Annotated in this window: 22 protein-coding genes and 2 pseudogenes; 14 read left to right on the top strand and 10 right to left on the bottom strand. The window is 56.9% G+C overall.

Annotated features, from left to right (window positions below):
• Positions 1-9: 9 nt before the first annotated feature.
• Positions 10-327 (bottom strand): hypothetical protein, encoded by a 318-nt coding sequence (locus tag AC1D3C_RS29390; RefSeq protein ID WP_477485366.1) that lies wholly within the window; start codon positions 325-327, stop codon positions 10-12.
• Between the two features lie 4 nt (positions 328-331).
• The gene (locus AC1D3C_RS29385) at positions 332-2452 is read right to left on the bottom strand and encodes a hypothetical protein (protein WP_477485365.1); all 2121 of its coding nucleotides are present in this window, start codon (positions 2450-2452) and stop codon (positions 332-334) included.
• An 86-nt stretch (positions 2453-2538) separates the two neighbouring features.
• On the opposite strand from AC1D3C_RS29385, the pseudogene AC1D3C_RS29380 reads away from it, so the two are divergent.
• The 3 genes and pseudogenes from AC1D3C_RS29380 (at position 2539) to AC1D3C_RS29370 (ending at position 4845) form a co-directional block, all read left to right on the top strand.
• A pseudogene (locus AC1D3C_RS29380) lies at positions 2539-3322 on the top strand (IS5 family transposase).
• 211 nt (positions 3323-3533) lie between these two features.
• Positions 3534-3866, top strand: a complete 333-nt coding sequence (locus AC1D3C_RS29375; protein ID WP_477485364.1) for an RHS repeat-associated core domain-containing protein — start codon at positions 3534-3536, stop codon at positions 3864-3866.
• Positions 3867-4137: 271 nt separating this feature from the next.
• The gene (locus AC1D3C_RS29370; protein ID WP_477485363.1) at positions 4138-4845 is read left to right on the top strand and encodes a hypothetical protein; all 708 of its coding nucleotides are present in this window, start codon (positions 4138-4140) and stop codon (positions 4843-4845) included.
• 195 nt (positions 4846-5040) lie between these two features.
• On the opposite strand, the gene AC1D3C_RS29365 is transcribed toward AC1D3C_RS29370, so the two are convergent.
• Genes AC1D3C_RS29365 through AC1D3C_RS29355 form a run of 3 tightly spaced genes read right to left on the bottom strand, consistent with a single transcriptional unit; the run spans position 5041 to position 7371 of the window.
• Entirely contained in the window at positions 5041-5643 is a 603-nt protein-coding gene (locus AC1D3C_RS29365) for a hypothetical protein (protein ID WP_477485362.1), read from the bottom strand.
• Positions 5564-6946 carry a terminase large subunit domain-containing protein gene (locus AC1D3C_RS29360; protein ID WP_477485361.1) on the bottom strand — a complete coding sequence of 461 codons (1383 nt, stop codon included), beginning with the start codon at positions 6944-6946 and terminating at the stop codon, positions 5564-5566. The genes AC1D3C_RS29365 and AC1D3C_RS29360 overlap by 80 nt, the downstream gene beginning before the upstream one ends.
• Positions 6946-7371: a hypothetical protein gene (locus AC1D3C_RS29355; protein ID WP_477485360.1), complete on the bottom strand. Its 426-nt coding sequence runs from the start codon at positions 7369-7371 to the stop codon at positions 6946-6948. Before AC1D3C_RS29355 ends, AC1D3C_RS29360 begins: the two co-directional genes overlap by 1 nt.
• 195 nt (positions 7372-7566) lie before the next feature.
• On the opposite strand from AC1D3C_RS29355, the gene AC1D3C_RS29350 reads away from it, so the two are divergent.
• The gene (locus tag AC1D3C_RS29350) at positions 7567-7935 is read left to right on the top strand and encodes a hypothetical protein (protein ID WP_477485359.1); all 369 of its coding nucleotides are present in this window, start codon (positions 7567-7569) and stop codon (positions 7933-7935) included.
• 2 nt (positions 7936-7937) lie between these two features.
• Here AC1D3C_RS29350 and AC1D3C_RS29345 read toward each other — a convergent pair whose 3' ends face one another.
• Positions 7938-8312, bottom strand: a complete 375-nt coding sequence (locus tag AC1D3C_RS29345) for an HNH endonuclease (protein WP_477485358.1) — start codon at positions 8310-8312, stop codon at positions 7938-7940.
• Positions 8313-8555: 243 nt separating this feature from the next.
• Here AC1D3C_RS29345 and AC1D3C_RS29340 point away from each other — a divergent pair, with 243 nt between their 5' ends.
• Positions 8556-8747: a DUF1508 domain-containing protein gene (locus tag AC1D3C_RS29340; protein ID WP_477485357.1), complete on the top strand. Its 192-nt coding sequence runs from the start codon at positions 8556-8558 to the stop codon at positions 8745-8747.
• 110 nt (positions 8748-8857) lie between these two features.
• The gene (locus AC1D3C_RS29335) at positions 8858-9481 is read left to right on the top strand and encodes a hypothetical protein (RefSeq protein WP_477485356.1); all 624 of its coding nucleotides are present in this window, start codon (positions 8858-8860) and stop codon (positions 9479-9481) included.
• Positions 9482-9499: 18 nt separating this feature from the next.
• Here AC1D3C_RS29335 and AC1D3C_RS29330 read toward each other — a convergent pair whose 3' ends face one another.
• Positions 9500-9730, bottom strand: a complete 231-nt coding sequence (locus tag AC1D3C_RS29330; RefSeq protein WP_477485355.1) for a hypothetical protein — start codon at positions 9728-9730, stop codon at positions 9500-9502.
• 68 nt (positions 9731-9798) lie between these two features.
• Here AC1D3C_RS29330 and AC1D3C_RS29325 point away from each other — a divergent pair, with 68 nt between their 5' ends.
• A complete protein-coding gene (locus AC1D3C_RS29325) occupies positions 9799-10203 on the top strand; it encodes a hypothetical protein (RefSeq protein WP_477485354.1) in 405 nt (134 codons plus the stop codon).
• Between the two features lie 113 nt (positions 10204-10316).
• Entirely contained in the window at positions 10317-11099 is a 783-nt protein-coding gene (locus tag AC1D3C_RS29320; protein WP_477485353.1) for a hypothetical protein, read from the top strand.
• Positions 11100-11239: 140 nt separating this feature from the next.
• Here AC1D3C_RS29320 and AC1D3C_RS29315 read toward each other — a convergent pair whose 3' ends face one another.
• A complete protein-coding gene (locus AC1D3C_RS29315) occupies positions 11240-11506 on the bottom strand; it encodes a hypothetical protein (protein WP_477485352.1) in 267 nt (88 codons plus the stop codon).
• Positions 11507-12138: 632 nt separating this feature from the next.
• Here AC1D3C_RS29315 and AC1D3C_RS29310 point away from each other — a divergent pair.
• Together AC1D3C_RS29310 and AC1D3C_RS29305 are read left to right on the top strand one after the other, a co-directional pair.
• Entirely contained in the window at positions 12139-13674 is a 1536-nt protein-coding gene (locus tag AC1D3C_RS29310; RefSeq protein WP_477485351.1) for a hypothetical protein, read from the top strand.
• A gap of 41 nt (positions 13675-13715) precedes the next feature.
• Positions 13716-13973, top strand: coding sequence for a hypothetical protein (locus AC1D3C_RS29305; RefSeq protein WP_477485350.1), 258 nt, complete (start codon positions 13716-13718; stop codon positions 13971-13973).
• Between the two features lie 308 nt (positions 13974-14281).
• On the opposite strand, the gene AC1D3C_RS29300 is transcribed toward AC1D3C_RS29305, so the two are convergent.
• Together AC1D3C_RS29300 and AC1D3C_RS29295 are read right to left on the bottom strand one after the other, a co-directional pair.
• Complete coding sequence (locus AC1D3C_RS29300) at positions 14282-15151, bottom strand: nucleotidyl transferase AbiEii/AbiGii toxin family protein (RefSeq protein WP_477485349.1); 870 nt, start codon at positions 15149-15151, stop codon at positions 14282-14284.
• Complete coding sequence (locus tag AC1D3C_RS29295) at positions 15144-15761, bottom strand: type IV toxin-antitoxin system AbiEi family antitoxin domain-containing protein (protein ID WP_477485348.1); 618 nt, start codon at positions 15759-15761, stop codon at positions 15144-15146. Before AC1D3C_RS29295 ends, AC1D3C_RS29300 begins: the two co-directional genes overlap by 8 nt.
• A gap of 244 nt (positions 15762-16005) precedes the next feature.
• Here AC1D3C_RS29295 and AC1D3C_RS29290 point away from each other — a divergent pair, with 244 nt between their 5' ends.
• From AC1D3C_RS29290 to AC1D3C_RS29275, 4 genes and pseudogenes are all read left to right on the top strand, one after another.
• Complete coding sequence (locus AC1D3C_RS29290) at positions 16006-16761, top strand: hypothetical protein (RefSeq protein WP_477485347.1); 756 nt, start codon at positions 16006-16008, stop codon at positions 16759-16761.
• A gap of 547 nt (positions 16762-17308) precedes the next feature.
• Positions 17309-19180 (top strand): UvrD-helicase domain-containing protein, encoded by a 1872-nt coding sequence (locus tag AC1D3C_RS29285; RefSeq protein ID WP_477485346.1) that lies wholly within the window; start codon positions 17309-17311, stop codon positions 19178-19180.
• Positions 19177-22338 carry a helicase-related protein gene (locus AC1D3C_RS29280; RefSeq protein WP_477485345.1) on the top strand — a complete coding sequence of 1054 codons (3162 nt, stop codon included), beginning with the start codon at positions 19177-19179 and terminating at the stop codon, positions 22336-22338. Before AC1D3C_RS29285 ends, AC1D3C_RS29280 begins: the two co-directional genes overlap by 4 nt.
• Positions 22328-23105 (top strand): annotated as a pseudogene (locus AC1D3C_RS29275) (hypothetical protein); the annotation flags it as partial. The gene AC1D3C_RS29280 and the pseudogene AC1D3C_RS29275, both read left to right, overlap by 11 nt.

Raw genomic sequence — 23105 nt, 5'->3', positions numbered from 1 at the left:
CCATGCAACTTAGAGGGCCGGCCAGGCGATCGGCGTTATGCCGCCGATAAACTCTTCAATGGTCGGCGGCGGAATCTGGCTAACCTCGACGGCAGCGAGCTGCTGGAACATGTGGATCAAGGCAGAATCCCTCCACGCGATGAAGGCTTCCGCCTCCGCTGCCCATCGTGGATTGGTGCTGCCGGCGTAACAGACGATGGTCATGCGGTTGTCGTACTGCCGTTGAGCCGCGACAGCATCGAGATGATCATCGAAAGCCGTCTTGTAGTGATCAAGCGTCGGCATCTGGCCGGCGATCATCGCGTTCCCGTAAAGCCTGGCTGCCATTACCTCAACTCCATTGCATGACGACACCGGAAACGGCGACGTTCTTATTGGTGGCGGTGTCGATTTCCCACTTCAGCGAGCTGCCGGAACCAAGGCTTGCGAGGTTGATATTGTTCGCCTCGTAGACCCTTGGGAGGAATTGGTATTGCGCCCACGTCAGAACGGCTGTTGCCCATGTGACCCCGCCGTCACGAGACATCTTGGCGATAACGTCTGTGTTGATTGTAGTGGGATCAATCTCGACAAGCTGAACCGCGAGGCGACCAGTCGTCGGTACTGTGGCCGCCGCATAGGCCACAGATCGCAGCGCCATATTGGCGTATGCACCGGCAGAGGATTTAACCTCAATGGCCATGACAACCGGCGTTGCGCCCGTCGTCAGGGTGTAACCCGTGACATCAGGCGTGCCCGCCTCGTCTACCGCGCCGTCCTTGAAGTAGGTCGAGGTATTGGGCGCCTGAGATGGGAGATAGCGAACGCCAGCGGTCGCGGCGACAAGATCCATCGCAATGGTGTGATCCTTGGTATTGTCCAGGGGGAACGGGACCCAGTCGCTCCAGTCTCCGGACGCGGTAGGCGTGAAGCTGCTTAAGCCTCCAAACGTTACCCGGACAGGAGTGGTTGAGACGGTGTCCAGGTCCCATGCGTCGCCACTCGCGGCAGCACGGCCGAAGAACATGTTGGTAATCGCCTTGGAAGCGCCGGCAGCAGCTCCGACCACTCTGATGCGAACAAATGTGCCGGCGGCAACAAGCCCCGCAGCCGCGTATCTGATGCGGTACTTGCGCTGTGTGGCAACCGAAACTTCATTCGTAAGAGCGATGGAATGGACCACAGTGGTCGGCACTGGAGACGGCCCATACCAGTCGTTCGCCGCATCATAGACCTCATTCGTCGAAGCCGCCGCATCAACGCCCGTTTGATCATCAAAGGCGTCTGCAACGCCGTTCTTCATGCCGAGGCGCACACCCTTGAGGTCGGCGATTTCGAGCGCCAGCAGAGCGTCGTTCTTGCCGCCGGAGTTGATTGCCAGCGATTCGATTGCCGCTTGCACCGTCGTCGGAGCACCCGGGAGGTTAGCCGTCGCATTGCTGAACACGACATCGAGCGCCGTCGTTGCAAGCCAGGACTTGGCCTCGGCACTGGTAAGGGCTTTCAGGAGCTTGCCCGAAGCCCCGCTAAACCCGACAAGCGCGCCATCCACGGAGGCGGCCGGACCCGTGACCAGATCGGCAGCGAGCTTTCCACTGTCGACCAGAATCTTGCCGGACGTTCCGCTGAAGGCGGCAACGCGGCCGGCGGTTACGCCGTTGGGTCCGACGACGTCGCCCGTGCCCGTTCCGTCAATCCCTCTTCTGGCCGCAAGCTGCCAATAGGCATTTGCGCTTGCCGGAAGCACGGGTGGGGCATGGCCCGTCGTCGCCTGGAGCGCCACCCATGACGAACCGTTGTCGGTGACCATGTCGCGAGGATCATAGGCCGTGACGCTGGAATAGTCGCCGCGCGGGTTTATCCCGGTCCTGCCGGCGGGAATGGTGAAGGTGATTTCGTAAGGGTCAGCCGGTTCCCCGCTGCCCGTCACGACCATCCCGGCGTTGGTGCCGGGCAAGCCGGTCACGACTGGCTGGAAATCGATCTCAGGCGCCGGACCCGCCGGACCAGGGCCATAGCTGAATGGTCCCGACCAATCGCCGGACGCGGCCGATGCCTTGATGTAAAGCCTCGCCGGATTGGTGTCGATCGCCAGGAAGGCGAAACCTTCCGGCCGTTCGTTAAAGGTCGCCAGTTCGGCGAAGTCTCCCGCCACGTCATAGCGGTAGAGCGTTCCTGCCTCCATCGCGACCAGAAGCCGGGATAGGATATTGCTGTTGGTTTCGAGCTGGTCGCTGAAGGCGGTGGCGCGCAGAAGGGCATATGGATAGGTGCCGGTCGCGCCGGTCCATTCCAGGGCCGCAATCGCCGCAGTGTCGCTTTCGATCGAGACGAGCGGAAGCGCGTTGCCTTCAGCCTCAACGAAGATCGTGCCGCCGGCCACCTGCGCAATCGCCCAGGCGGTTCCGACACCGGTCACGGTCTTGCTGCCGTTGGTCAGTTGGACCGACCCGGTCGTATAATATTCAGCCATGTGATGAGAACCCTTAGGTCGTGTTGACAAAGTGGATTCCCAAATCATTCCAAGCATGATTCAAGACTGCTTTTTAGGAGGCAGTTTTGGCGCTAGGTGATTTGAGCGATGCGGAATGGCATATCGTCGAGCCATTTATTCCTAGCGAAGAGGACGTAAGTCCCGTCCGGCACATGACAATCGCCGCTATCTCAACGGGATGTTGCATGTCCTGCGCGTCGGCTGCCCATGGCGCGACATGCACGAACGCTATGGCAAATGGAATTCCGTTTACGTTCGTTTTCGACGGTGGTCACAGCAAGGCATATGGGACGCGTTACTTGAGACCCTTGTGGAGCTTGGCTTAACCGATGACTGGCAGCACATGATCGACAGCACGATCATCCGGGGCCATTCTCAGGCTGCTGGCGCAAAAGGGGGACTGACAAGCAGGCTTTTGGTCGATCACGCGGCGGCTTTACGACAAAAATCCACGTCCGCGCAGACGGTCAAGGCCGCCCTCTTGGCTTCATCCTAACAGGCGGCGAGGTTTCAGACTACAAGGCAGTTCCCCAGCTTCTTGCAATTTCCGTCACCCGTCCGCGAAAGATGCTTGCGGACAAAGGATATGATGCGGATGCCGTCCGACAACAGCTGCTCCTGCACGGCACACGTCCCGTAATCCCGCCGCGCTCCACCCGAAAGCATCCGCCATCTTGCGATTACACCGCCTACAAAGACCGCAACCGCATCGAACGAATGTTTAACAGGCTCAAACAGTTCAGGCGTATTTCGACGCGTTATGACAAGACGAAGGTATCGTTTGCGGGCTTCCTCGCTCTTGCCTCAGTCAAAATATGGTTGCCCTTCATGTGCGCGAGGCTCATTTAGGACGTTTCTCCGTTGCTTCGAAAGTGGCTCTATAGTCAGCAATTATTTCAAAATGACCATGCGCCGAGCGACTCGCATGCACGTTGAAATTCCTTCGGGATGGCGCTATTCGGATATTGACTGCTGCCAGACCTCCCCATACCCATAGTTGAATCGGTGAGCTGAATCAGCCACGCTGTGGGCAACACGTTGATTTAAAGCGGGGCTTTTCATGACATCATTTTCTCAAGGTTTTAGGACACGATTTTTAAACCTGCTGCTCGTTTGCAGCATGATATCCATCTCGATTGGATCAGTCGCCAATGCTCGGTTCATTTCACCCGATCCTGTTGACCCGACCATGCTGGGCGTCGGTACCAATCGATACGCCTATTCAGGAAATGATCCTGTCAATAAAAGTGATCCGAATGGGCACAGCTATGGACCAGATGCCAATGATCCCGGCGGGCCTGTAGATGGGATTGGTGGTAGCGACGTCTCCCAGTCACAGGTCGATAACACAGGAGGAGCGCAGCGCCACACTCACCATCGAGCGCGCCGATGAGCGCGACAGATGGGACAAGACAGGTCCAAGTAATTGGGGGCCTATCAGCCTTGGTGAAATGTACTCCTCCATGCCGGCAGGAGCGTTGAATAGCGTTGCCGGTTTAGGTCCTGTTGACAAATGGGTTGATGGTTAGCTGGAACTTCCGGAGCGGCGTGCTCGCCCCACCAGCGGGAGAGCTGTCGCATCTCCGATTGACATCGAAGTCACTGTTGGGCACTTATGGCGCTTACATCAACAAAATGCGCGTGGTGCGACCACCGCTTTCTTAATGCCTTCTGATTTGACTGCCTACTCCACCAGTGATCTGCTTCGCATGATAAATGACGGAGAAGACTACGGGAAAGACTTTGCTTACAATGCGCTATGGGGGATCGTGTTTGGGCGATGGCGCAAGGGGATTGACCTCGGGCCGCTTATCGAACTTCTTAAATCGGAGAACTCGAGCGAGCGTCAGCGCGGCGCGCGGTATCTTGAGGAAGCTGACCCGCCCGAGGATCGCGCGGCTGACGTTGTTATTAAGCTGGCCGATGACCCGGTGGGCAACTGCCGATGGAGGTTTGTAGCTTATGTGACGAATTCCGGGCTCTATAGCGATAGCATTGCTGATCGTCTCGCTGCTTGCCTCCTCGACCGCGATCTCTATGTAAGAGCGAGAACGATCTTTTGGGCGGTTGTGGCCGACGACAAGAAGTTTGCTCATTTTTCGGAAGCAGTCCTCTCTGGCGCTGGAACGAAGCCGTATGAGTTCAGGAATCCCGAGACTACCGCATTTTGGCGGGAGTCGGAGCGCAAGCGTGCCGCACGAGGAATCGAAATCGCTCAGCGTCTTCGCGCAGCGGAATCGGTTACCAGCATCCGTGAAAGCATGTCCGAGGAAGACAGTTACTGTTTCGACCAGTTGGCTTTTCTTGATCACGCGATAAAACGTGCTCTTGAGCGCAGAGCCGCCAGAGTTGGCGATGCCTCCGATACGTGATGTAAGGCCAGAAGCCCGGGGACGATTCACAACTGAGCGGCCGCGTCACGAGGCTCGCCTCCCATGCCGGGTCAGTGACCTGCGTGTAGTTTACCAGGCGCGCGCCTGAGGGTGAGGCCTTGACCGGATCGCGCAGGAGGAAATCCGCCGTCACGTAGCCCACGGCCGGGATTTCGCGGGGGAAGGTGATCGCCATTAAAGCACGCGTCTCTTTTGGGCATTCCGGACAGCGGCGACCGTCCGGATTTCAAATTCCGCCCGATCCTTTGCCATCACACGCTCCAGATTGGCCACCGCTTCCGCCGACGCGCCTCTCATGTCGATTACGGGGGCATAGGTGATCGCCGACATGCCCGGTTGACTGACGGAAGAGACATTCACGAGAGTGGGCATCGTAGGCGCCTTCGCGGGCACGCGCGGGACGATCGACCCGTTTTGATCCGGAACAAATAGCTCCGGCCGCTTCTCACCGACGATATACGGTTGCCCCTTCTTCACCGGGCCGCCGCTGGCCCGGAAGATGTCACCGAGAAAGCTCAGCGGGTTGAAGCCTGCGCCGCCTTTGCCCGGACTATCGAAGATGCTGTCCAGCGCCATCCCGAGAAGCCGATCGCCAATCTTCTTCAGGCTGTCTGCGAAGACGTCAGCGGCCTTCTTGCCTTCGACAAAGCCATCAATGATGCCGCGCGTGAGGTCCTTGTTGAATTCGCGAGCGTCCTCAGCTGCCTGCCTGACGCGATCCTGGCTTTCGGCTAACTGTTCGGACGCTACGACGGCGTTCGCGTACGAGTTGGCCAATGTGTCGATCTGAGCGGCAAGCTCTGGGGTGACTCAGGTCGCCAGCGTCGGCCATGTCCTGCAGCCGCGTCGCGATCGACTGACGCCGTTTCAGCACGCCCTCGTGACACCAGGCGTGCATCCAGCAGAGCCAGTCGCGGGTCTTCCGGTGCCGCCCGACGCCAGCAAGGCCGAACAGGTCATCGAGGCCACCACCATCCAGGCCCGGAACGATGACGTCACAGTTCGCGAGCAGGTATTCCAGCGTGATCTTCTTGTCCGCTCGGCGATCCCAAAGGTCCGCGCCGGGCCACCTGTTCGCCCTCAGGTTCATTCCGATCTCGACGTTCAGATGCTTGGCAAGGAACGTCTGGATCGTGTCGCCTTCCTCATCCCGCCCGCCCAGGACCGCCGCCAGCTTGCGTTCAAGCCATTCCTTCCGGACCGACCGCCCCATGTTCGGGTTCGTCACGTAGAAGTTCTCAGGCTTCTGGTATGCCTTGCTCTTGATCATCGCCTCCGGGAACTCATAGAGCACCGGCAGGAAGCGCGGATCGTCAATCTCGCCGTCGCGAACCGCCCTCGCATAATCGAGCTTTTCCTTGAATACGCCGGCCGGCGGAGTATCCGACTGCGTCGTGATGTAAATCACGAAGCCCTCGGGCCTCGAAATCAGGCCGCCCGTCGCCTCCTGGAGCATCGCGCTTGCGTTGGCCTTCTTCCCGAATAGCCACAACTCCTCGACCAGCACAAAAGCCGCCTTCTTGCCGGCGGAAGACGAGGCGTCGGCCGAAACCACCTTCAACACCGCCATCGTCAGCCGGTGGGTGATCTGCTTCAAGTTGTCCTGCACATGCAGGAGGTCCGTCAGTTCCTGATCCGCTCTGACCATATCGGCGGCCGGCTTAAACGAATTGTCGGCAACTTCCCGGGTCGGCGCCAGGATCAGCAGTTCCGCCGAATGGCGCCAGTTGCGGATCAAGGCCGTGAGCATGATGCCGGCGACGATGGTCGACTTGCCGTTCTTTTTCGAGATGAGGAGAAAGAACTCCTCGATCAGCCGGGTGGCGCTGCCGGCGTCGTAGGCGCCGAATACCGCCCTGACGAAGTCGAAGACGAAATCTTCGCAGACCTCGCCGAACGTCGGATGACGGGCCAGGCCGGTGTCGGCGTCGACGATCTGGGCAAGGTCAACCACCTGCAGGGACTTGAAGACTTCGAGCGCCGCCTCCGCTTCATCTGGAAACAGCGGGGCAAGCGGTATCAGCGAGCGGCGCTCAACAATCCGCTCGCGCCAATCGAGGCAGGCCGTCGACCACTGCATCAGCTGTTATTCACGACCAGCTGGGGCGGGCTCGGAGGAGCGAACTTGCCGCCGACCGCCTTGGCCGATGCCTTCTGCTCTTCCTTCTTGCCGAGCTTGGGAGCGCGCGCCTCACGGCCTTTCACCGCTTCCTGGGCGCCGGCCGCTCTCCCCATCTCCTCGAGCTTCTTGATGGCCGCGACGTTTCCGCCTCGTGCTGCACCGAAAAGCATCCCGATGACTTCCTTGCGGCGCTGCGCATGACCGTCCGCGAGCTCGTCCCCGAAGTGCTTGCGCATGGTGTCGGGATCGATGCCGAGCGCGCGGGCGATCGTATTGTCGGATTCTCCGCAGAACTTCATCTGCTCGACCATCTGGCGATCTTCGAGAGACGGGCGGTATTCCGGCCTCCCGCGCTTGCCGGAGGTCTTCGATTTTTCGGTCATGGTGATGTTTCACCCTCGAAATTTCGGGTTGGCAGAAAAAATTATGACGATGGGGGGGACGCGGGTCCGGCTGCAGAAAGGGTTTGCGGGCCTAGCTACCCCCCCTTTGAAGAAGGGTCGCTGACAACTGACCATCGTGCAGTAACCCTCTATTCGCCTTTCTAATCTAGCCTCTCTCGGACAAGGGAGCTTACGATGTCGAAGAACGAATACCTGGCCAGTTGGCTCAGCAACATTTCCGTCGCATGCGGGGCTTCGTTGATGGTCTCGGTCGTGTTGATGGTCATGGACGGCAAAGTGAACGACGCCAACCGCTGGCTTTTCGTGATCGTCGTCTGTGTCTCTGCTGTCTTGTGGCTGCTGTTCTTTATCGTGGGGCTGGCCGTCGCTGCCCGCGATGAGAGGAAGACGATTGGAGTGAAACCTGTAACTCCACGCAGCGTTCACAATGAGGACAGCATGTTCCGGTTGAACGGCCTATTGTCTCCGTCTCTTGTCGAACAAGGAACAACCTTTCCTCCCGCTCAGCTTGAGATCACGATCGAAGCCCGTTCGGTCCGTTAGCGCTATCTTGGCTCGACGAAGAGGCGGCTTCGCTCTTCTGCTTGGATGAGGCTGTCATGGATACGCTTGGTCACTGTCTCGATGTTGTCGATGTCCCAGAAGAGGGCCGGGTCACCGTGGTGCGGTGTCTTGTGGTTGGCGACTGGCGCGTTCGGGTCGTTGCCAGTGCCCGCACACATCTCTCCGCTGCGTCGGCAGGTGTAGAGGTCCCGCTCAAATGCCTGACGCCTCAGCCGTTCCCACCGTTCCGTCTTGTACCATGCTCGCCAGGGCTGGGTGTTGCGGCGGTACTGGTCCCGGGCCTTCTCTCCCTGCATCCTACCCACCAATGGCTTGATGGTGGCGACGAGGGGGCGGATGGTCTTGAGATTTGCCATCGGATCAAGTCTCGTCCTAACCCTCGCACACAGCGCTCTTAGGTAGTCCACCGCGCATGTTTTGATTTCCAGTTTGATCAATTTCAATCGGCCGAATCGTGTCCCAGAGCCCGGTCAAGCGATTTCCCATCTGATAAGAATTTTTCGCGCATAGCCTGTGAATGATTGTGGGAAAGCAATTCGGCGTTGCCCGACTCATCGACAGGGCCAATCATCTACTTGCCAACCACGAAGGAGATGCAAATGGCTGACGTGACATACCCATGCTACTGGCAGAAGAAAGACAACCGAGGCCAGTGGTACTGGATCTACTACGCGAAAAATAAAGAAGAGATCGCGCGAAGCAGCGAGAGTTACATCAATCGGAATGACTGCACCCACAGCATCAGTCTGATGAAGAACTCCTCCTCTGACCCGAGCTTTTACTCCGAGTAACCGAGCTTGGGCAGGTGGACGCATCTGCCCATCTTGCCCTTTGCAACCGCCTGCACGAACCTCTCATGCCGTGCGTTTTTCAGGTCTGACATTTTTCGGGAGCCCCCGCGATGTTGATAAAATCCAAACTGCTTCAACATGACCCCGCCGAACGAGCATTTCTGTTGGTTGGCGCCTACATCGGTCACTTTGCCTTGCTCGAAATGGGAATAAACAATGCCATCCAGCAGGTCCTGAACCTCAACCCAGCCGGGGCCATGATCGTTACGAGGAACATGACTTTCGACGAGAAGATCAAGAACCTGCGCGCTCTCGTGAATTTTTACGTGGTCGATCAGGAGCAGGCGAAACTCTTCGATCGGCTCGCCCTACAGGCCAGGAAGATAAGCGAGGACCGGAACATCGTTGCTCACACGCCGTTCAGCGCCAGCGCGGCTAGCGATGGAGTGGTCTTCTACGTTTTGTCGGCCAACAGCACGCTCAAGACCGATGACATGGATTGGTCCGTCGATGATTTTCTCACCCGAATCGACCACATCTTAAAGACCGACAACGCTCTACGCGAGATCGAACACAGGATGTCGCTGCAGCGCATCGGGCAGGCGCTCCTGACGAATGAAACGGCTCCCAAAGGCGCTTTCGGCGGCCTCTTTGGCCTTGGCGGCCTCTTACTTCAACAGGAGCAAGAGGCAACCAGTGGGCATCACGATGAGAACGGAGGTGGGCCGCAGTAGGCCGCGTCTCTCTATCGGTCAGCAGAGACGCCATCGATCAGCGAGGCTGAGACCGTGGGTATCGTAGCTCTCGCGGTAGACCGGCTTCGGGTCGGCTATCTTGCGATAGGCCGTGATGCCGAGGTCTCGCGTGGTGCGCCAGGCGTGGCCGTAGTCGATCCGCAGCGCGAGGCGGCAGAAGTCGGCGACGATGACGGCGATCGAGGCGATGATCTGGTAGAGGCCGTAACCCAAATGGCGGTAGCGCATGCTCTTTCCTTTCGCTGGTTGAAAACGAAAACCCGCCGCGGTAAGCGCGAGCGGCCCTGGGAGATGGGATGTGTAATACCGTAATTGATGGACACCGAGCCGCCACCACGCCGGCTGAACTCGCCGAATTGATCGGAGCCGAAAACCTTGTGTGGCAGGACCACAATCCCTTCTCCAGATGGCCTGCTGGGGAGGACTGGCACCGACTGGATCTGTGCCTATGTCCGATCGACCTGAAGCAGACCCTTGAGAAAGCGGGATTGGTCTATAGGCGAGGCGTTGACCCCATGGAATGCTTCATCGTCCGGACGACGGAGTTACAAGACGACAAGCCCGCCGAAGTATCTCGTCCTTGGGCGCGGCGGATCGGCTGGGCAGCAGGAACAGTCGTGGGCCACGCGCTGCGCCTTATCATCCTGTTTGTCGCGGCGGTTCTGGTCGTTTGGGCCGCGCGTGAGATTCTAGACATCTGAGAACCTGTTGAACTCGCTGCCCATGCCCCAGTCCGATTATCGGCACCCCTGGTATCTTGCGATTGGGCGCCCGAGCCGGTAATGGCGAGAGCAACTTAAACGAGAGCACAGTCATGACAGGGCGTTGGGGCGTTCATGTTTTCGCAGCCATTGGGCTGATGATATTGCCATCATTCTCGCATGCTGAGGAGAGCTACCCGGAGCTCCCGCGGAAAGCGGCTATTCTGTCCAGTATCTTGCCGAGAGCCGACTTTAGATTCGGGCAGACGGACGAGGAAATCCAGAAGATCACGCGGCTCAAGTACCCCAATTGGGGGGTGCGGGGCCACGAGCGAGCGACCAATAATCGCGATGATCCAGACCTTCCACCGGAAGCGAAGGCACCATATCGAAGACAGACAGCTGTGTGGGACCAAACAGAAGGCAGAGCGTTTGAGCGTGTCCATCGCTTCTCGTTCACTTCTCCACTCAGTGGATCGGGCGTCTACTCCGTCTCGCTTGAGATCAAAGGCGCCAAGTGGTCGTCTAGATTGCTGACCACGCACGAGTGGATGCGCGGCCTGCGTGAGCAGTGGGGAAGACCTCATGTTTTTGTTGAGGAATAYGACCACTACCGAGTAGCATATTTCTTCGGAGCAGACGGCAAATTGCTAGCCAATCCAGGCGACACATGCTGGGATCTTTACCCACTCATGGACGACCTGGATAAAAAAACCGAAACCGAAGTACAAACACTGATCAGGTTGATCGAGGAGACAGGCTGCTTCTTCAGCTTCGATAATAAAGTCTATTTCCAACGCAACGGGGTCATCGAGCGATCTGTCATCTATTTCCAAGATGATATGCGGCATGCCCGCGATGTGCTGAAACGGGTTACGTTCGGCGTGAAGAAGTGACTAACCCGCCGCGGTGAGGCGACAGGCTGAACTATCCAGTTTGCATATTGCTCGATTGGTTGAGGCATTCCCGTGCGCCGCCATCTGAGGCCAGCGGCTGTCTGGTTGCAGGCTCCGGAGTTGAACCGGATATTTTGCGGTTATGAGCCGCGCGGCTTACCGTTTGCCCTGCCTGCTGAAATGGAAAAGCCGCCCGATGTAACCCGCTCGCCCTTGCGGTTGTTGTCGACTCTGGCCCAAAGATAGCCGATATGGGCGTCGGCTAGGTGGCCGTGCTCAGGGTTCGCGACTGGCGACGCCCCATCGAGAAACGTGACCTGTACCCACTCTGGCGTGTCGAGCACGGGGGTGAACGGCGAACCATCTACACCGAACATGCTTTCTGGTGGTTGTGGGCGCTCAATCATTGCTTGAAAGCTCTGCTGTATCGGAAGACATTGCCCGGGAACGATGCTTGGGGGATCTGATGCTGAGCTATTTAAGTCTTATCGTGCAAATCGGTGCGGTCGTTACGGGTGGCATATCGGCCCGATCGTGGCTGAAATCTAGCAGCATGCCAGCTATAACTTCGGGAGCGCATTTTGATGCTCCGCCGGGGCAAAGGGAGCGGGAGCTTAAGACCGCCGCAAAAGCTAATCGGGAAGGCGCGCTCTTCGCGGGATACTGTGTAGGTCTTCAATCCATTTCAGTCTTCTTGGCAATTTTAGAAGGCTGGCTGCCTTCGTGACTGCTGCTGTCTCTACTCGACCGGGCACGCCCCCGGTCTTCACGAGCAACTGTCGGGCTTACTATTCTGGTTGCGGGGGCACGCAACATCCGGTTCCTGCGATTGGTTGAGCGAGAAATACCGAAGCTTGCGGCGTAATGAGCGTGATATAGCGTCATCTGAATTGCATAGAACCGTCGACATTCGGCGGTGAAAAAGTTCGAATAGAGCAGGATCGAATAGTAAATTTTCGCACTACTGGGGTTGTCGTCTGTTCTTTTTTTGTTCTAAATGACACTACTCAGGTCCTTTTCTCGATAACCCAATTTTGCCATGGAACACCGCTTTACCCGCCAAGACCTTTATGACCGCGTTTGGTCGAAGCCGATGTCACACCTAGTTGTCGAACTCGGGATTACGACAGGCAATCTCAGCACATTGTTGCGACGCGCCGATATTCCAACGCCGACGTCCGGGCATTGGATTCGGAAGGAGTTCGGTAAGGCTGTCGAGCAGCCATCTTTGCCGCCAGCACCATCTGGATGTGTCGAGCCGCTGGTGCTGGATACAGACAAGCCGAGTGTTAGGCGCAAACTGAACCATGTCAAAGCGGACCCCAATGCGGTTTCCGTTTCCGTTGAGAAACAGCRGGTTCTTGCGCGCCCTGCTGAAGATCCAGCGCAAGTCGCGCTAAAGCCACGTCCGACACAACCGACGACGATGACACGAGAGGAACTCTATGCGTCAGTGTGGACGACGCCGATGTCTCGTTTGGCCGAGGACTATGGGATCAGCGGCAACGGTCTTGCCAAGATCTGCGATCGGGAGGACATCCCGTATCCGCCACGCGGATATTGGGCGAAACATGCCGTGGGCAAAGCACCAAAACAGACGTCATTGCCGAAATCGAGCCGTACACGTTCCATCACCATTCGCCCAACACCGTTGCCGCCGCCTCCGATCGAGCTGTCGCCGGAGGTCAAACAACAGTTAGACAAAGCCCGTGCCAGTGAACCCACCCTTTTGGTGCCAGAACGCCTACTGAGACCCCACGCGGTCATAGCCTCATGGCTCGCGGAGCACGAACAGAAGAAGCGTCAAGCCCGAAGTGAGCGCGATCCATGGAGGCGCAATCTTTATGACCCCGGCGATTTCTCCGAAACGGACCACCGCAAACATCGTATTCTGGATGCGTTGTTCAAGGCGATTGAGCGCCAAGGGGGAAAGGTTAAGCAGGGAGAGCGAGGCGTCCTATTTGTCGAGGTGTTAGGCGAAAAGGTGGAGTTTCAGTTTCGCGAGAAGCAAAAGCAGGAACGTCGGGCTTTGACCGATGACGAAAAGCGTTTCAGATCACCCGGCGACAACGGCTGGAAAAAGGAACTGGTGCCGACAGGATGGCTCGTTTTCGAGATCAAAACCTGGCAGTGGCCGGACGGTCTTCCGCGTCAATGGCTTGAATCCGAGAAGCAGTCGATGGACGGCATGCTGCCGGACATTGTGGCTACCTTCGTCGCAGCCGGACCATTGCTCGTTCAACAGCGCAAGGATCGAGAGGCGGCGGAGCGCGAGCGCCAACTTGCCGAGCAGCGCCGGTATGAAGAACAACGGCGTCGCAAGCGCGATGCTAACCGCTGGCGACGCTTCCAGGAGCTTGCGCAGGACTGGCACCAACTTGCTGCCGTGCGTGATTTCCTAGCTGCACTGCGATCAATGGACGTTACGCTCACCACCGAGATCGATGGCCGCAGCGTTCAGGAGTGGATCGCATGGGGGGAGGAGTGGCTCCAGCGGGCTGATCCAACTGCCGACGGCGTCAGCGGCGTGTTCAAGCAAATCGCGGAAATCACCGATTGGACCTACCGAGATTGACCAAGTGGACGCCGATTATCCCAAGCAAGGGAGAGTGAAAAATGTACGAGGTTTTCGACAGCTTCTGTAAATTGCCAACTTGGGATACATCGCATGCGCTCGACGAGGAGCGATTCAGGACTGCACTCAGCGAGGTTGTACATCTTGCGGACTTTTCTCCTGAAGAGATGGGTCGCTACATTCAGCTGAATCATGCAGAACCGATCTGGCCAAAGACCGCCGCGCAAGTCAACAAGGTGGTCGATCGTCTCGTGGAATATGCAGCTGTTGAACAGAATCTTGTCCGCTGCCGCGTTTAGTCGGCTATCAGCTTAGTGATGACAAAAACAATTCCGTCGAGCCGGGCACAGGACGGTGTGACGATACCGGCCGCCGCGTATGTCTCAAGCGCCTCCTCGGAAACTCTCGTGTGGTGAGTCATCTTGTCGTCGATTGACCGGAATATCCGGTGGAATTTCAAAGAACAGTGGACATTCCGTCAACTATGCCCCCCGGTAGGCTAATGATCAACGACTGAGCGAGTGCGCTTTATCCTCGGTTCGATTGATCGTCTGGCCAGTGTTCAATGGTCACGCCCTCCAAAATCCGGCGGCGATGGCCAACCCGCTCATTTGCCCCAGCTCGCGGCTACAATGGCATGAGGCATTAGGAATGCGGCGATCTCCGTGATGACATCCATCAATTCACCCGGATCATGAGCAACGTCTTCAACAAACGCCCGCCATTGCCGTTGCTTTTGCGGGTCCTTGGCAAATGCTTCCGTTAACGCATCCGGTAGGGCCGTTGGGATCGGCGTCTCACGCCGTTCGAAAGTGGCGGTAATTGCCCGCCCCAACCTGTCATTACTGAAATCGAACGACCTGCTGAGAATCCAGATGTCGTAGAAATCTTTCATCCTCGTGTTGGCACGTCCCAGCGCCACCATCGCCTGAAACTTCTCGGCAATGACGGTTTCCCGCGCATAGCCCCGTAGACGGGGTATTGGGAAGTCGAGCATTGAAGGATAGTCCAGTTCTTCGGCACCAGGCTCCAGTGCATCGCCAAAGCCGATGTCGATCGTCAGACTGATCCGGGCGCCGCTGATCAAGGCCGTCGTCCTTAGCCTGAGCCCGCCATACTCCAGCTCCTCGCGAATGCGGTCGACACGAAGTGCATCAGAATCGAATTCCACACCGTCTCCGGCGTCCTGCGCCAGGATCTCACGAAACGTTGCCAGCATCGGCTCAGCGCTCGGATCGCCGAATCCCAGCAGATCAAGATCGCGCGTGCCGCGGTGCGGATCGTCGAACCAGCTCATCATCAGCATCGCGCCCTTCAGCACAAAGCGGTCGGCATGCCGTGACTGACCGAGCCGGAAAAGCAGTCGCTCGAGGGCGAAGCGGGTCAGAACCAAGTCGAAGCTCTGGCCGTTCGCCTTGGCGATTTGCAGCAGGCGTGCACGCACCGATGCGCCGATGTTCCTGATCTCCTTAGCCATTGGCAGTCAGCGCCTCGAGATACGGCCGGATCACCGTGGAGACACCGCCACGCTCGGCCTCTTTGGCAATTTCGCTAGGAGTGGCCTTACGCTGGCGAAGCGCTTCCTGGAGGCCCTCGATCGCCACCGACAGACCGATCTTGTTGCGATACCGGAAACAGTCCGCAATTGTTTTGACGATCCCGAAGACCTTTACGGGCACACCCTCGACGACATGGGTCTCGACGCTTTCATTGAGCAGTCTTTCGGTGAAACGCACGATCCGAATAGGCATGCTGTCAGGTTTTGGAGCCCAGTCTTTCTGGCCTATAGCCAGCCATACCTGTCTCGGTAGCTGATCAGTCAGGCCGTGGAATGCGAGGGCCGAGACAAGGCAGACAACCCCCTTGGATACACGCTTGGCGGCCTCAGCTAGGCTGTGATTGGAGTCGAGCGGCGCGTCGGAGAGCTGATAAAGGCCCCGTGCAAGCCTGAGCACCTCCCCATCCCGCTCCATGCGGCTCATCGTGGCGGCCGTTACGCCAGCGGCGCGCAGCTCTACAAGACGCGCGATCCCACGCGCCGTCAGTAGGGCGTGGGCGATTTGGCGCTGGGATATAGATTCGGACATTGATACGATAGCTCGGAACTAAGGGCGCATTATCCGAGGATTTGTATCAAATTTTGACAATCAAGGGAAGTTCTGGCAAGCGAAAACTTTTCAATCGAGCGCCTTTACCATATATCCAATGGGACGACTCTCCAGACGATCATTCTAAGCAAGTAGAGCCAAATCTTATATTCTCGATCCTTTTCGTCCGACGCTGGACGAGTCTCGACAGAAAATTGGTATGCACGGTCAATAAAAAAGCAAGATGGGCACGACATCGGTGGACGAAAACAAGCGATTTGTCGAGGAATTCGCAAACCCAAACGCATGGCTTATGGCGGCGGATAATCTGCACGAGCAGGCGACGGAAATTTATGGTCGCCGCAGCCGATCGACCATTATCACGAAGGTGAACGCGGACGGGGAAATCGTCCAGCAGAGGCGAGCCATCGACAAATCAGTCTTTTTGCTCGGCGGCTTCGCGCTCGAAAATGCAATCAAAGCCTTTCTCGTCTACGAGAACCCACAATGGGTTTCTAACGGCCGGCTCTCCAGTAAACTTAGATCGCACAGCTTGAGCGGCTTGCAACAGCAGTCGAAGCTGATTCCGTACAAGAGTCGCCACATCCACATTCTTGAGGCCTTTGAATCTGGCCTAGATTCCTGGTTTCGCTACCCGTGTGCCCTCACTATTCAAGATAACAAGGAGGAGGGCCACCTGTTCGATGATCTGTGGGACGGCTACAGTAAACTCATGCGTGCGTACGGGAAAAAGCTCAAAACGCTGCTTAACGAAGGCTGGAATGGTCCACACGGCTGGCACGGGCGATGGATGATCGAAGGACAATCATTGGGCTACGACATACCGATATCAACACGTCGCATAGTAATCCAACACCCCTCAAACGAAGAAACCATTGAGGGAAAGCGCCGCAATAAATCTAGAGCCTGCTCTCAACCCATGTCAACCTGCTCCGCCATTTCCAGCTCTCATAGTCAGCCGCCAATTTTCCCACGTTAAAAAACTACAGGTCTACAGATTAACGCTGCCGATGCGATGTAGACCGCAGCGCTTCGGACAAATTGAGATCGTTGTGCGTTAGTTGAACGGYTGACAAAAACAAAAGTTTAAGCGGAAGCGCCCAAAACAGGAAAGGGCATACCAGCTGTAGCGGGAACCGCGAAAGCAGTTCGCCTCGCGCAAGACCGGTTAAAAGGGTTGCCGTAGGAGGTTTAGCATAGCGCCGACAGAAAGTCGGAGACCGGGACCGACAGCCCCCGGCGCGCGGGTCTGCTCTTGGCGGTTAAATTGTGAGCGCATTGAACAGATGTTACCCGTCGACATTCAGATACCTGCAGTAATATCTGCAGATCCTTGGACAATTCGAACCGCCATATTTTATTCGTTTCCCAACAACTATCACTGGAAACATACAACTTTACGCAGTAGCGTCAGATCGGGGAACTAGAGGTCGTGATTAGAGCTCATGGGTCTGTGGTGCCCGGCTGTTTCGGCGCTTCAAATCAACGCTACGCTCTTGAATTGAATGACATTGGGGGGACTGAGTTTGAGTTTGGCGGGGCAAATCCCTGTTGCAATTTGGGATGCATCTCAAGAACGTGTCATCAGAAGCGATGTCTCAGCTCGGTTAATAGTCGATGCTGGACCAGGAACTGGTAAAACTGCGGTCTCCTGTGCTCGGCTGGCTTACCTCATAAATGAGCACGGTGTTGAGCCATCAAAATCATGGATGATTAGCTTCACGCGCACGGCGATCGCGGAAATCAGGACAAGGCTCTACAGCTACTTAGGCGAAGCAGCCTTCGCGGTGAAGGTGGCCACCTTGGATTCGCATGCGTGGGCTATTCATTCGGGCTACGACAGTACCGCGGCACTGACTGGTTCATATGAAGAAAACATCGACCATTTGCTGTTATTGATCCGGACCAATGCGGAAGTTCAAGAATATCTTGGCGGCATTGAGCACCTTGTCGTGGATGAGGCTCAAGATCTTGTCGGGGTCCGTTCTGAGCTGGTCGAGGCAATCATAAGAGGACTCAATGAAGAAACCGGCGTGACGGTTTTTGCCGATCAGGCGCAGGCCATCTACGGCTTTTCTGAAGAGGACGAAGCTCCAGATATTGAGGCCGTCTTGCTTGATCGCATAAGGGATGATGCGGAGCTTCGGTTCAGTAGCGCCGTGCTGGATACCGTTCACCGCACAAAATCGCCCGCGCTTCTAAATATCTTCACCGGCGTTCGCTCCATCGTAATGGCCGGAGCCGGCGAAAGTGGTGGCATATTTGGCCAGGTGCGAACGAGCATAATCGAAAACGCCGAGGGAGACGAGCTGAAAGCCACCGGGCTAGGTATCGCCGATATGCCGCCGGATTCTCTGGTGCTGTTTAGGACCCGATCGGAAGCCTTGGAAGCATCGCAGTATTGTATAGCTCCCCATAGCCTGAGACTCTCCGGATACGGGGCCAGCCTGCCTCCTTGGATAGGCCTCTGCATGCATGACTATGTCCAGAGTCATATGGGCAGACAGGAATTCATTACACGTTGGCTCACGCGGGTCGAGCATAGTTGCCCTCCCGACTATGGCGCTCAGGAAGCGTGGGATCGCTTGATAAGAGCCGGAGGAGCGTCGGATGGTTCGCTGGACATGAAACGCCTCCGCACGCGTCTCGGAAGGTATGGCCCACCCGTTGAGCTTATGGTCCAAGAGTATGGTCTTCCCGGCCCAGTCATAGGTACAATTCACGCAAGCAAAGGGCGGGAGGCGGAAAGTGTTTTTTTACTGATGCCCRATCCCGATGAATTCAAGGACTTTGCGGCCGAGGAGGAAGAGACACGAGTTCTATTTGTCGGCTCCACGCGCGCACGTTCAACCCTTCGAGTGGGCAAAGCTCGCAAGTGGACGGGTTCGAGTATTGATACAGGACGCACCTATCGAAGGGTGGCAGATAAGCACAAATTTTTAGCTATGATAGAGATCGGACGCGTTGAGGATATCAATGCCACTGGGCTGGTTGGAAAGACCAGTATGTCGGAGCAGGAGGCGCTTAAGGCGCAGTCGTGGCTGTCCATTCACGCCTCCACCATGGTCAATACGCTGCGCATAAGGAATGAGGCAGACCAACAATGGAACTATTGCCTCTACGAGCCAGAAGCCGAAGTCCAGCTGGGATGGCTATCATCCCGTTTACGCGACGATTTGTGGAGCATCGCGGCCATCCTGGGAGAACGTAAGAACGTGAGACTTCGGCCGCCATCTATGGTGTGGCATATCAAGGCCCGGGGTAGCCGCACAATAGTAGTTCCGCCAGCAGACCCACAGCTTGAAAGACTGCATTCGCCTTGGTCGCAATCCGGATTCCTTCTTGCGCCGAAAATTGCGGCTTTTACGCGAGCAGAGTTTCGGAGGCCCGCCAAATGACGTTCGCTGTCGATCGGTCGTCGCATCGCACTCTCATCGTTCAAAGACTGGGCGATGACCTTGTGGGTCCCCGCGCAACAGAGGAGATGCTTTTTGATCGCCCCACCGACGTCTATCTCACCGGGATTCTCTGGCCTCAACGGACGGAGATGGCTGGCGAAGACGACGATACTCTCGGTACAGGAGGAGTGACAGGCGGCGGCGACGGGCAAAGCAACGAAACCGATTGCGTTCCGGCAAACTCGGTGCAAAAGCCCTGCGTGGCGGGCATTTCGTTCTGTGTCGAGACCGAAAATTCTCCTACTGCAATCGTAAGGATTGAATATGGGCGTTATGTGCTGAGCGAAGCGGAAGTAGGAAAACGTTGGACTAGGAAGCAAGTCCGCGTCGAATTGATGCCGTTTGATCTGTCGCCCGGCAGTCGATATCAAGACCTTGAGAAGGATAATCCGGATGCTGCCGGTGCGCAGTTGCATATCCGGAGCGTAGCCACGGATGGCAGATTCCTTATCACCATTTCGCTCATCAACAGCACCTCTCCGGGTAAAGGACGTGATGAGCTCGAAATGGCGTCAATGTTTCAGACATCGCTTCACATCACGCCTTCAGAAAAAACGAGCTTGGTCCCCAGGCCACGTCGCGACAACGTCCGGCCCGGCAAGAGTGATGCCGATGAGCGCTCAAATGCGCTGTTGTTCCGAAACGTTTATGAATTTGCATCCGGGCACGTCTGCGCGGCGTCATGGGGGGCACTTTCAGCTGGCCCCGGAAAATTGCCGGTGACCGACTGGGTTGGTACGACTTGGATGCCTTCGTCGATCGTTATGGGGGTTAACCCCAACGGTCACGAGTTTTTTTCTGATCTGAGTCAGAGTGGATCGGACCCCCTTTCGGCGCTGGCGCTAGCGACGGCGGCGGAGCCTGCGCTTCGAGCGGATCTCAAATTGCTGTGTGGATGTTATGCGAAATGGCTGACGCTGCAGCGCAGTGAAAAGCTTCCAACCCTGAAGGGCGAAAATGCGATAACCGCCGGAACCAATCTGGAACAGTGTGCCGCCGTTTTGGATCGCATGAATAAAGCTGTCGACGAAATCTGCGACGACGCACGTTTGAGAAGGGCGTTTCAGCTTGCCAATCTTGCCATGCATACCCAGCATCAATGGGATTCAGAGAAATCGAAACACGGCAACCTTCGTTGGCGGCCATTCCAACTTGGCTTCCTTCTACTCAGTGCCGTCTCCGCAGCCAAACGCGATCATGCCGATCGAGAAACCATGGATCTGCTCTGGTTCCCCACCGGCGGCGGCAAAACCGAAGCGTATCTCGGCCTCATAGCCATGGTCGCCTTTTACCGCAGGTTGTCATCCAAATCTACTGAGCGGCAAGGTGTAGCGGCCCTAATGCGTTATACCCTGCGACTATTGACAACACAGCAGTTCGCCCGCTCGGCCGCAATGATTGTGGCCTGTGAAGCCATTCGCACCGGACGGATTGCTGTGCCTAATGGGTTAGATCTGCAAGGTGAGGAGTCATTCTCGATTGGTCTTTGGGTTGGAGGAGATGCAAGTCCCAATACGCGTGCAAATGCCTACGCGTCGCTTCAGGGCTCACGTGAACTTGCATCGCCACAGCAGCTTGCCGAGTGTCCCTGCTGCGGCAAACGCCTTCGCTGGACACAAGCGTCAGTAGCGTCTCGAGTTATTCCGAAATGCGAAAATTCGGAATGCCTTCTAACCGGACCGCTGCCGGTCTGGACGGTTGATGAGGATGTGTACGAAGAGCGCCCGACCCTCCTAGTCGGCACAGTCGACAAGTTTGCACAGATCGTGCGTCGCCCGCAAACCAACGCTCTTTTCGGAGTGTCAGATGGCGTCCCACCGGATCTGATCATTCAGGACGAGCTTCACCTGATTTCGGGTCCGCTCGGGACCGTGGCCGGAACCTACGAGTCGGCATTCGATATCCTGTTTTCGAGAGACGGGCGATACCCGAAGGTCATCGGTTCTACGGCGACCATACGGCGGGCGTCTGAACAGGTGCTAGACCTCTTTGATCGCACTGCATGTCAGTTTCCACCTGCAGCCATCGACCATGACGATTCCGGCTTCGCGGTTTTCGATCCCCGATCAACGGGGCGTCGATATGTGGGTATATCAACGGCAGGACGATCCGCAAAATTTACTTTGCAGGCTGTGTCGGCATCGCTTTTGCAGTCGGCGGGTGGGGCATTCAGTGATGTTGGCGACAATGATCCGTATTGGACGCTCCTGGGCTATTTCAATTCGCTACGCGAGCTTGGCGGTGCGCTTGTCCTAATGCAGGACGACGTCACCGATAGCATCCGGCTCTACAGTACCGCACGCGGCGAAACTGCACGCTCTATGCACAATGTGGAGGAACTCACGTCCCGGCGCACTCAAGAGGAGATCCTTGATATGCTCGGTAAGCTGGCGATCAAAGTGGGCCAGCCAGGCGCTCTTGATACCGTGTTGTCAACCAACATGGTCAGTGTCGGCGTCGATATTCCACGTCTTGGCCTAATGGTCGTGAATGGCCAGCCGAAAGCGACAGCCGAGTATATTCAGGCGACAAGCCGCGTCGGACGTGGCTCCGTTAGCGGGCTTGTGGTCTCGATACTGAACAACGCCAAAGCACGCGACAGATCGCGATTCGAGACCTTCAGCGGCTGGCATCAAACGCTATATCGCGATGTAGAAGCAACCAGCGTGACCCCATTCGCCTCCCGCGCACGGGATCGCGCATTGCATGCCGCACTTGTCGCAGCAGTCAGACATCTGGCACCGGGAATGTTGAACAATCCCGTTCTGAATGACGCCGCCATTAGGAAAGCGGAGGAACTGATTGATCTCATTGTGGATCGCGCCTCGAGGATCGACCCAGAAGAGAAGGCCGTTAGACACGAACTTCAGCGAAAGCTTGATCAGTGGATCGCGCGCGCGCCGGAGCACTACTGGCAGGATTATAAAGACAGCACATCGCTCCTGTTAAGCGCCGAGCGGGCAGCATGGAAAAAAGCTCTGGGAAAGCGGCCCGGCTCGGCCTGGCCGACGCTGAATTCAATGCGTACAGTCGAAACGGGAACACCCTTTCGACTTGCTGTCAGGCTGAAGGGAAAGGGCGAAAATAATGGCGAATGATCTGCAGGACCTGAGAAGAAGCGCGGTTGTATCGCTGTTCGGGCCCGGCGCTGTCGTCGATTTCCGGGCGGATAATGCGCCTGTCTCGGGCATGGCAGCAGGACTTGAGGAATGGGATAGCTCCTTCGGCCCGCCCGGCCTCGCCAATTCGCAGTCGGTTCGTGAAACCAGACTCCAAAAAAAGCTCGGGGTGCACGGCTTCAGGCTCCCTCCGGTTATTGAGGAACGGCGAAAAGGGGAGGATCCTGATCCGCGTCGCCTCGTTGCCGTTCGGTTCCCGCAATGGCTTCAGTGTCCAGAATGTGATCGTATCGCGCCGGTTCGCAACTGGATGGAGGACCCTGGCAAAGCCTACCGCTACTGCTCGACTTGTACCGCCAAAAAGCCGGGGAATCAGAAAGTTTTCACCATTCCGGTTCGCTTTGTTCTCGCCTGTCCGAAAGGACATGTTGACGAGTTTCCTTGGCAATGGTGGGTCGGTCACAAGCCGGACTGCAAACATCGGGGCGAACTGTACCTGAGGTCCGAGGGAGCGGGCCTTGCTGGCCTCCGACTGCGCTGCCCCAAATGCAACGCGTCGAACTCTATGGATGGCATTTTTTCAAGCCACACTTGGGAGCATTTCTCCCACTGCGCCGGTCATCGTCCCTGGCTTGCGGATGGGGACGAAGGCTGTGCGGAGCAAGTTGTTGCAGTGCAGCGAGGCGCGTCTAATCTCTATTTTCCGGTAACGCAATCCGCCCTCAGTATTCCGCCATGGTCAGACC

This window comes from Neorhizobium sp. P1_A6 (genome assembly GCF_056406795.1).
Note: the sequence above shows the minus strand (reverse complement) of the source record. Positions and strands in the feature narration are given on the sequence as shown.

Coding starts and splice junctions, on each gene's coding strand:
- AC1D3C_RS29390 (WP_477485366.1), bottom strand. CDS start 327: ATGGCAGCCAGGCTTTACGGGAACGCGATGATCGCCGGCCAGATGCCG.
- AC1D3C_RS29385 (WP_477485365.1), bottom strand. CDS start 2,452: ATGGCTGAATATTATACGACCGGGTCGGTCCAACTGACCAACGGCAGC.
- AC1D3C_RS29375 (WP_477485364.1), top strand. CDS start 3,534: ATGACATCATTTTCTCAAGGTTTTAGGACACGATTTTTAAACCTGCTG.
- AC1D3C_RS29370 (WP_477485363.1), top strand. CDS start 4,138: ATGCCTTCTGATTTGACTGCCTACTCCACCAGTGATCTGCTTCGCATG.
- AC1D3C_RS29360 (WP_477485361.1), bottom strand. CDS start 6,946: ATGCAGTGGTCGACGGCCTGCCTCGATTGGCGCGAGCGGATTGTTGAG.
- AC1D3C_RS29355 (WP_477485360.1), bottom strand. CDS start 7,371: ATGACCGAAAAATCGAAGACCTCCGGCAAGCGCGGGAGGCCGGAATAC.
- AC1D3C_RS29350 (WP_477485359.1), top strand. CDS start 7,567: ATGTCGAAGAACGAATACCTGGCCAGTTGGCTCAGCAACATTTCCGTC.
- AC1D3C_RS29345 (WP_477485358.1), bottom strand. CDS start 8,312: ATGGCAAATCTCAAGACCATCCGCCCCCTCGTCGCCACCATCAAGCCA.
- AC1D3C_RS29340 (WP_477485357.1), top strand. CDS start 8,556: ATGGCTGACGTGACATACCCATGCTACTGGCAGAAGAAAGACAACCGA.
- AC1D3C_RS29335 (WP_477485356.1), top strand. CDS start 8,858: ATGTTGATAAAATCCAAACTGCTTCAACATGACCCCGCCGAACGAGCA.
- AC1D3C_RS29330 (WP_477485355.1), bottom strand. CDS start 9,730: ATGCGCTACCGCCATTTGGGTTACGGCCTCTACCAGATCATCGCCTCG.
- AC1D3C_RS29325 (WP_477485354.1), top strand. CDS start 9,799: ATGTGTAATACCGTAATTGATGGACACCGAGCCGCCACCACGCCGGCT.
- AC1D3C_RS29315 (WP_477485352.1), bottom strand. CDS start 11,506: ATGATTGAGCGCCCACAACCACCAGAAAGCATGTTCGGTGTAGATGGT.
- AC1D3C_RS29305 (WP_477485350.1), top strand. CDS start 13,716: ATGTACGAGGTTTTCGACAGCTTCTGTAAATTGCCAACTTGGGATACA.
- AC1D3C_RS29300 (WP_477485349.1), bottom strand. CDS start 15,151: ATGGCTAAGGAGATCAGGAACATCGGCGCATCGGTGCGTGCACGCCTG.
- AC1D3C_RS29295 (WP_477485348.1), bottom strand. CDS start 15,761: ATGTCCGAATCTATATCCCAGCGCCAAATCGCCCACGCCCTACTGACG.
- AC1D3C_RS29290 (WP_477485347.1), top strand. CDS start 16,006: ATGGGCACGACATCGGTGGACGAAAACAAGCGATTTGTCGAGGAATTC.
- AC1D3C_RS29280 (WP_477485345.1), top strand. CDS start 19,177: ATGACGTTCGCTGTCGATCGGTCGTCGCATCGCACTCTCATCGTTCAA.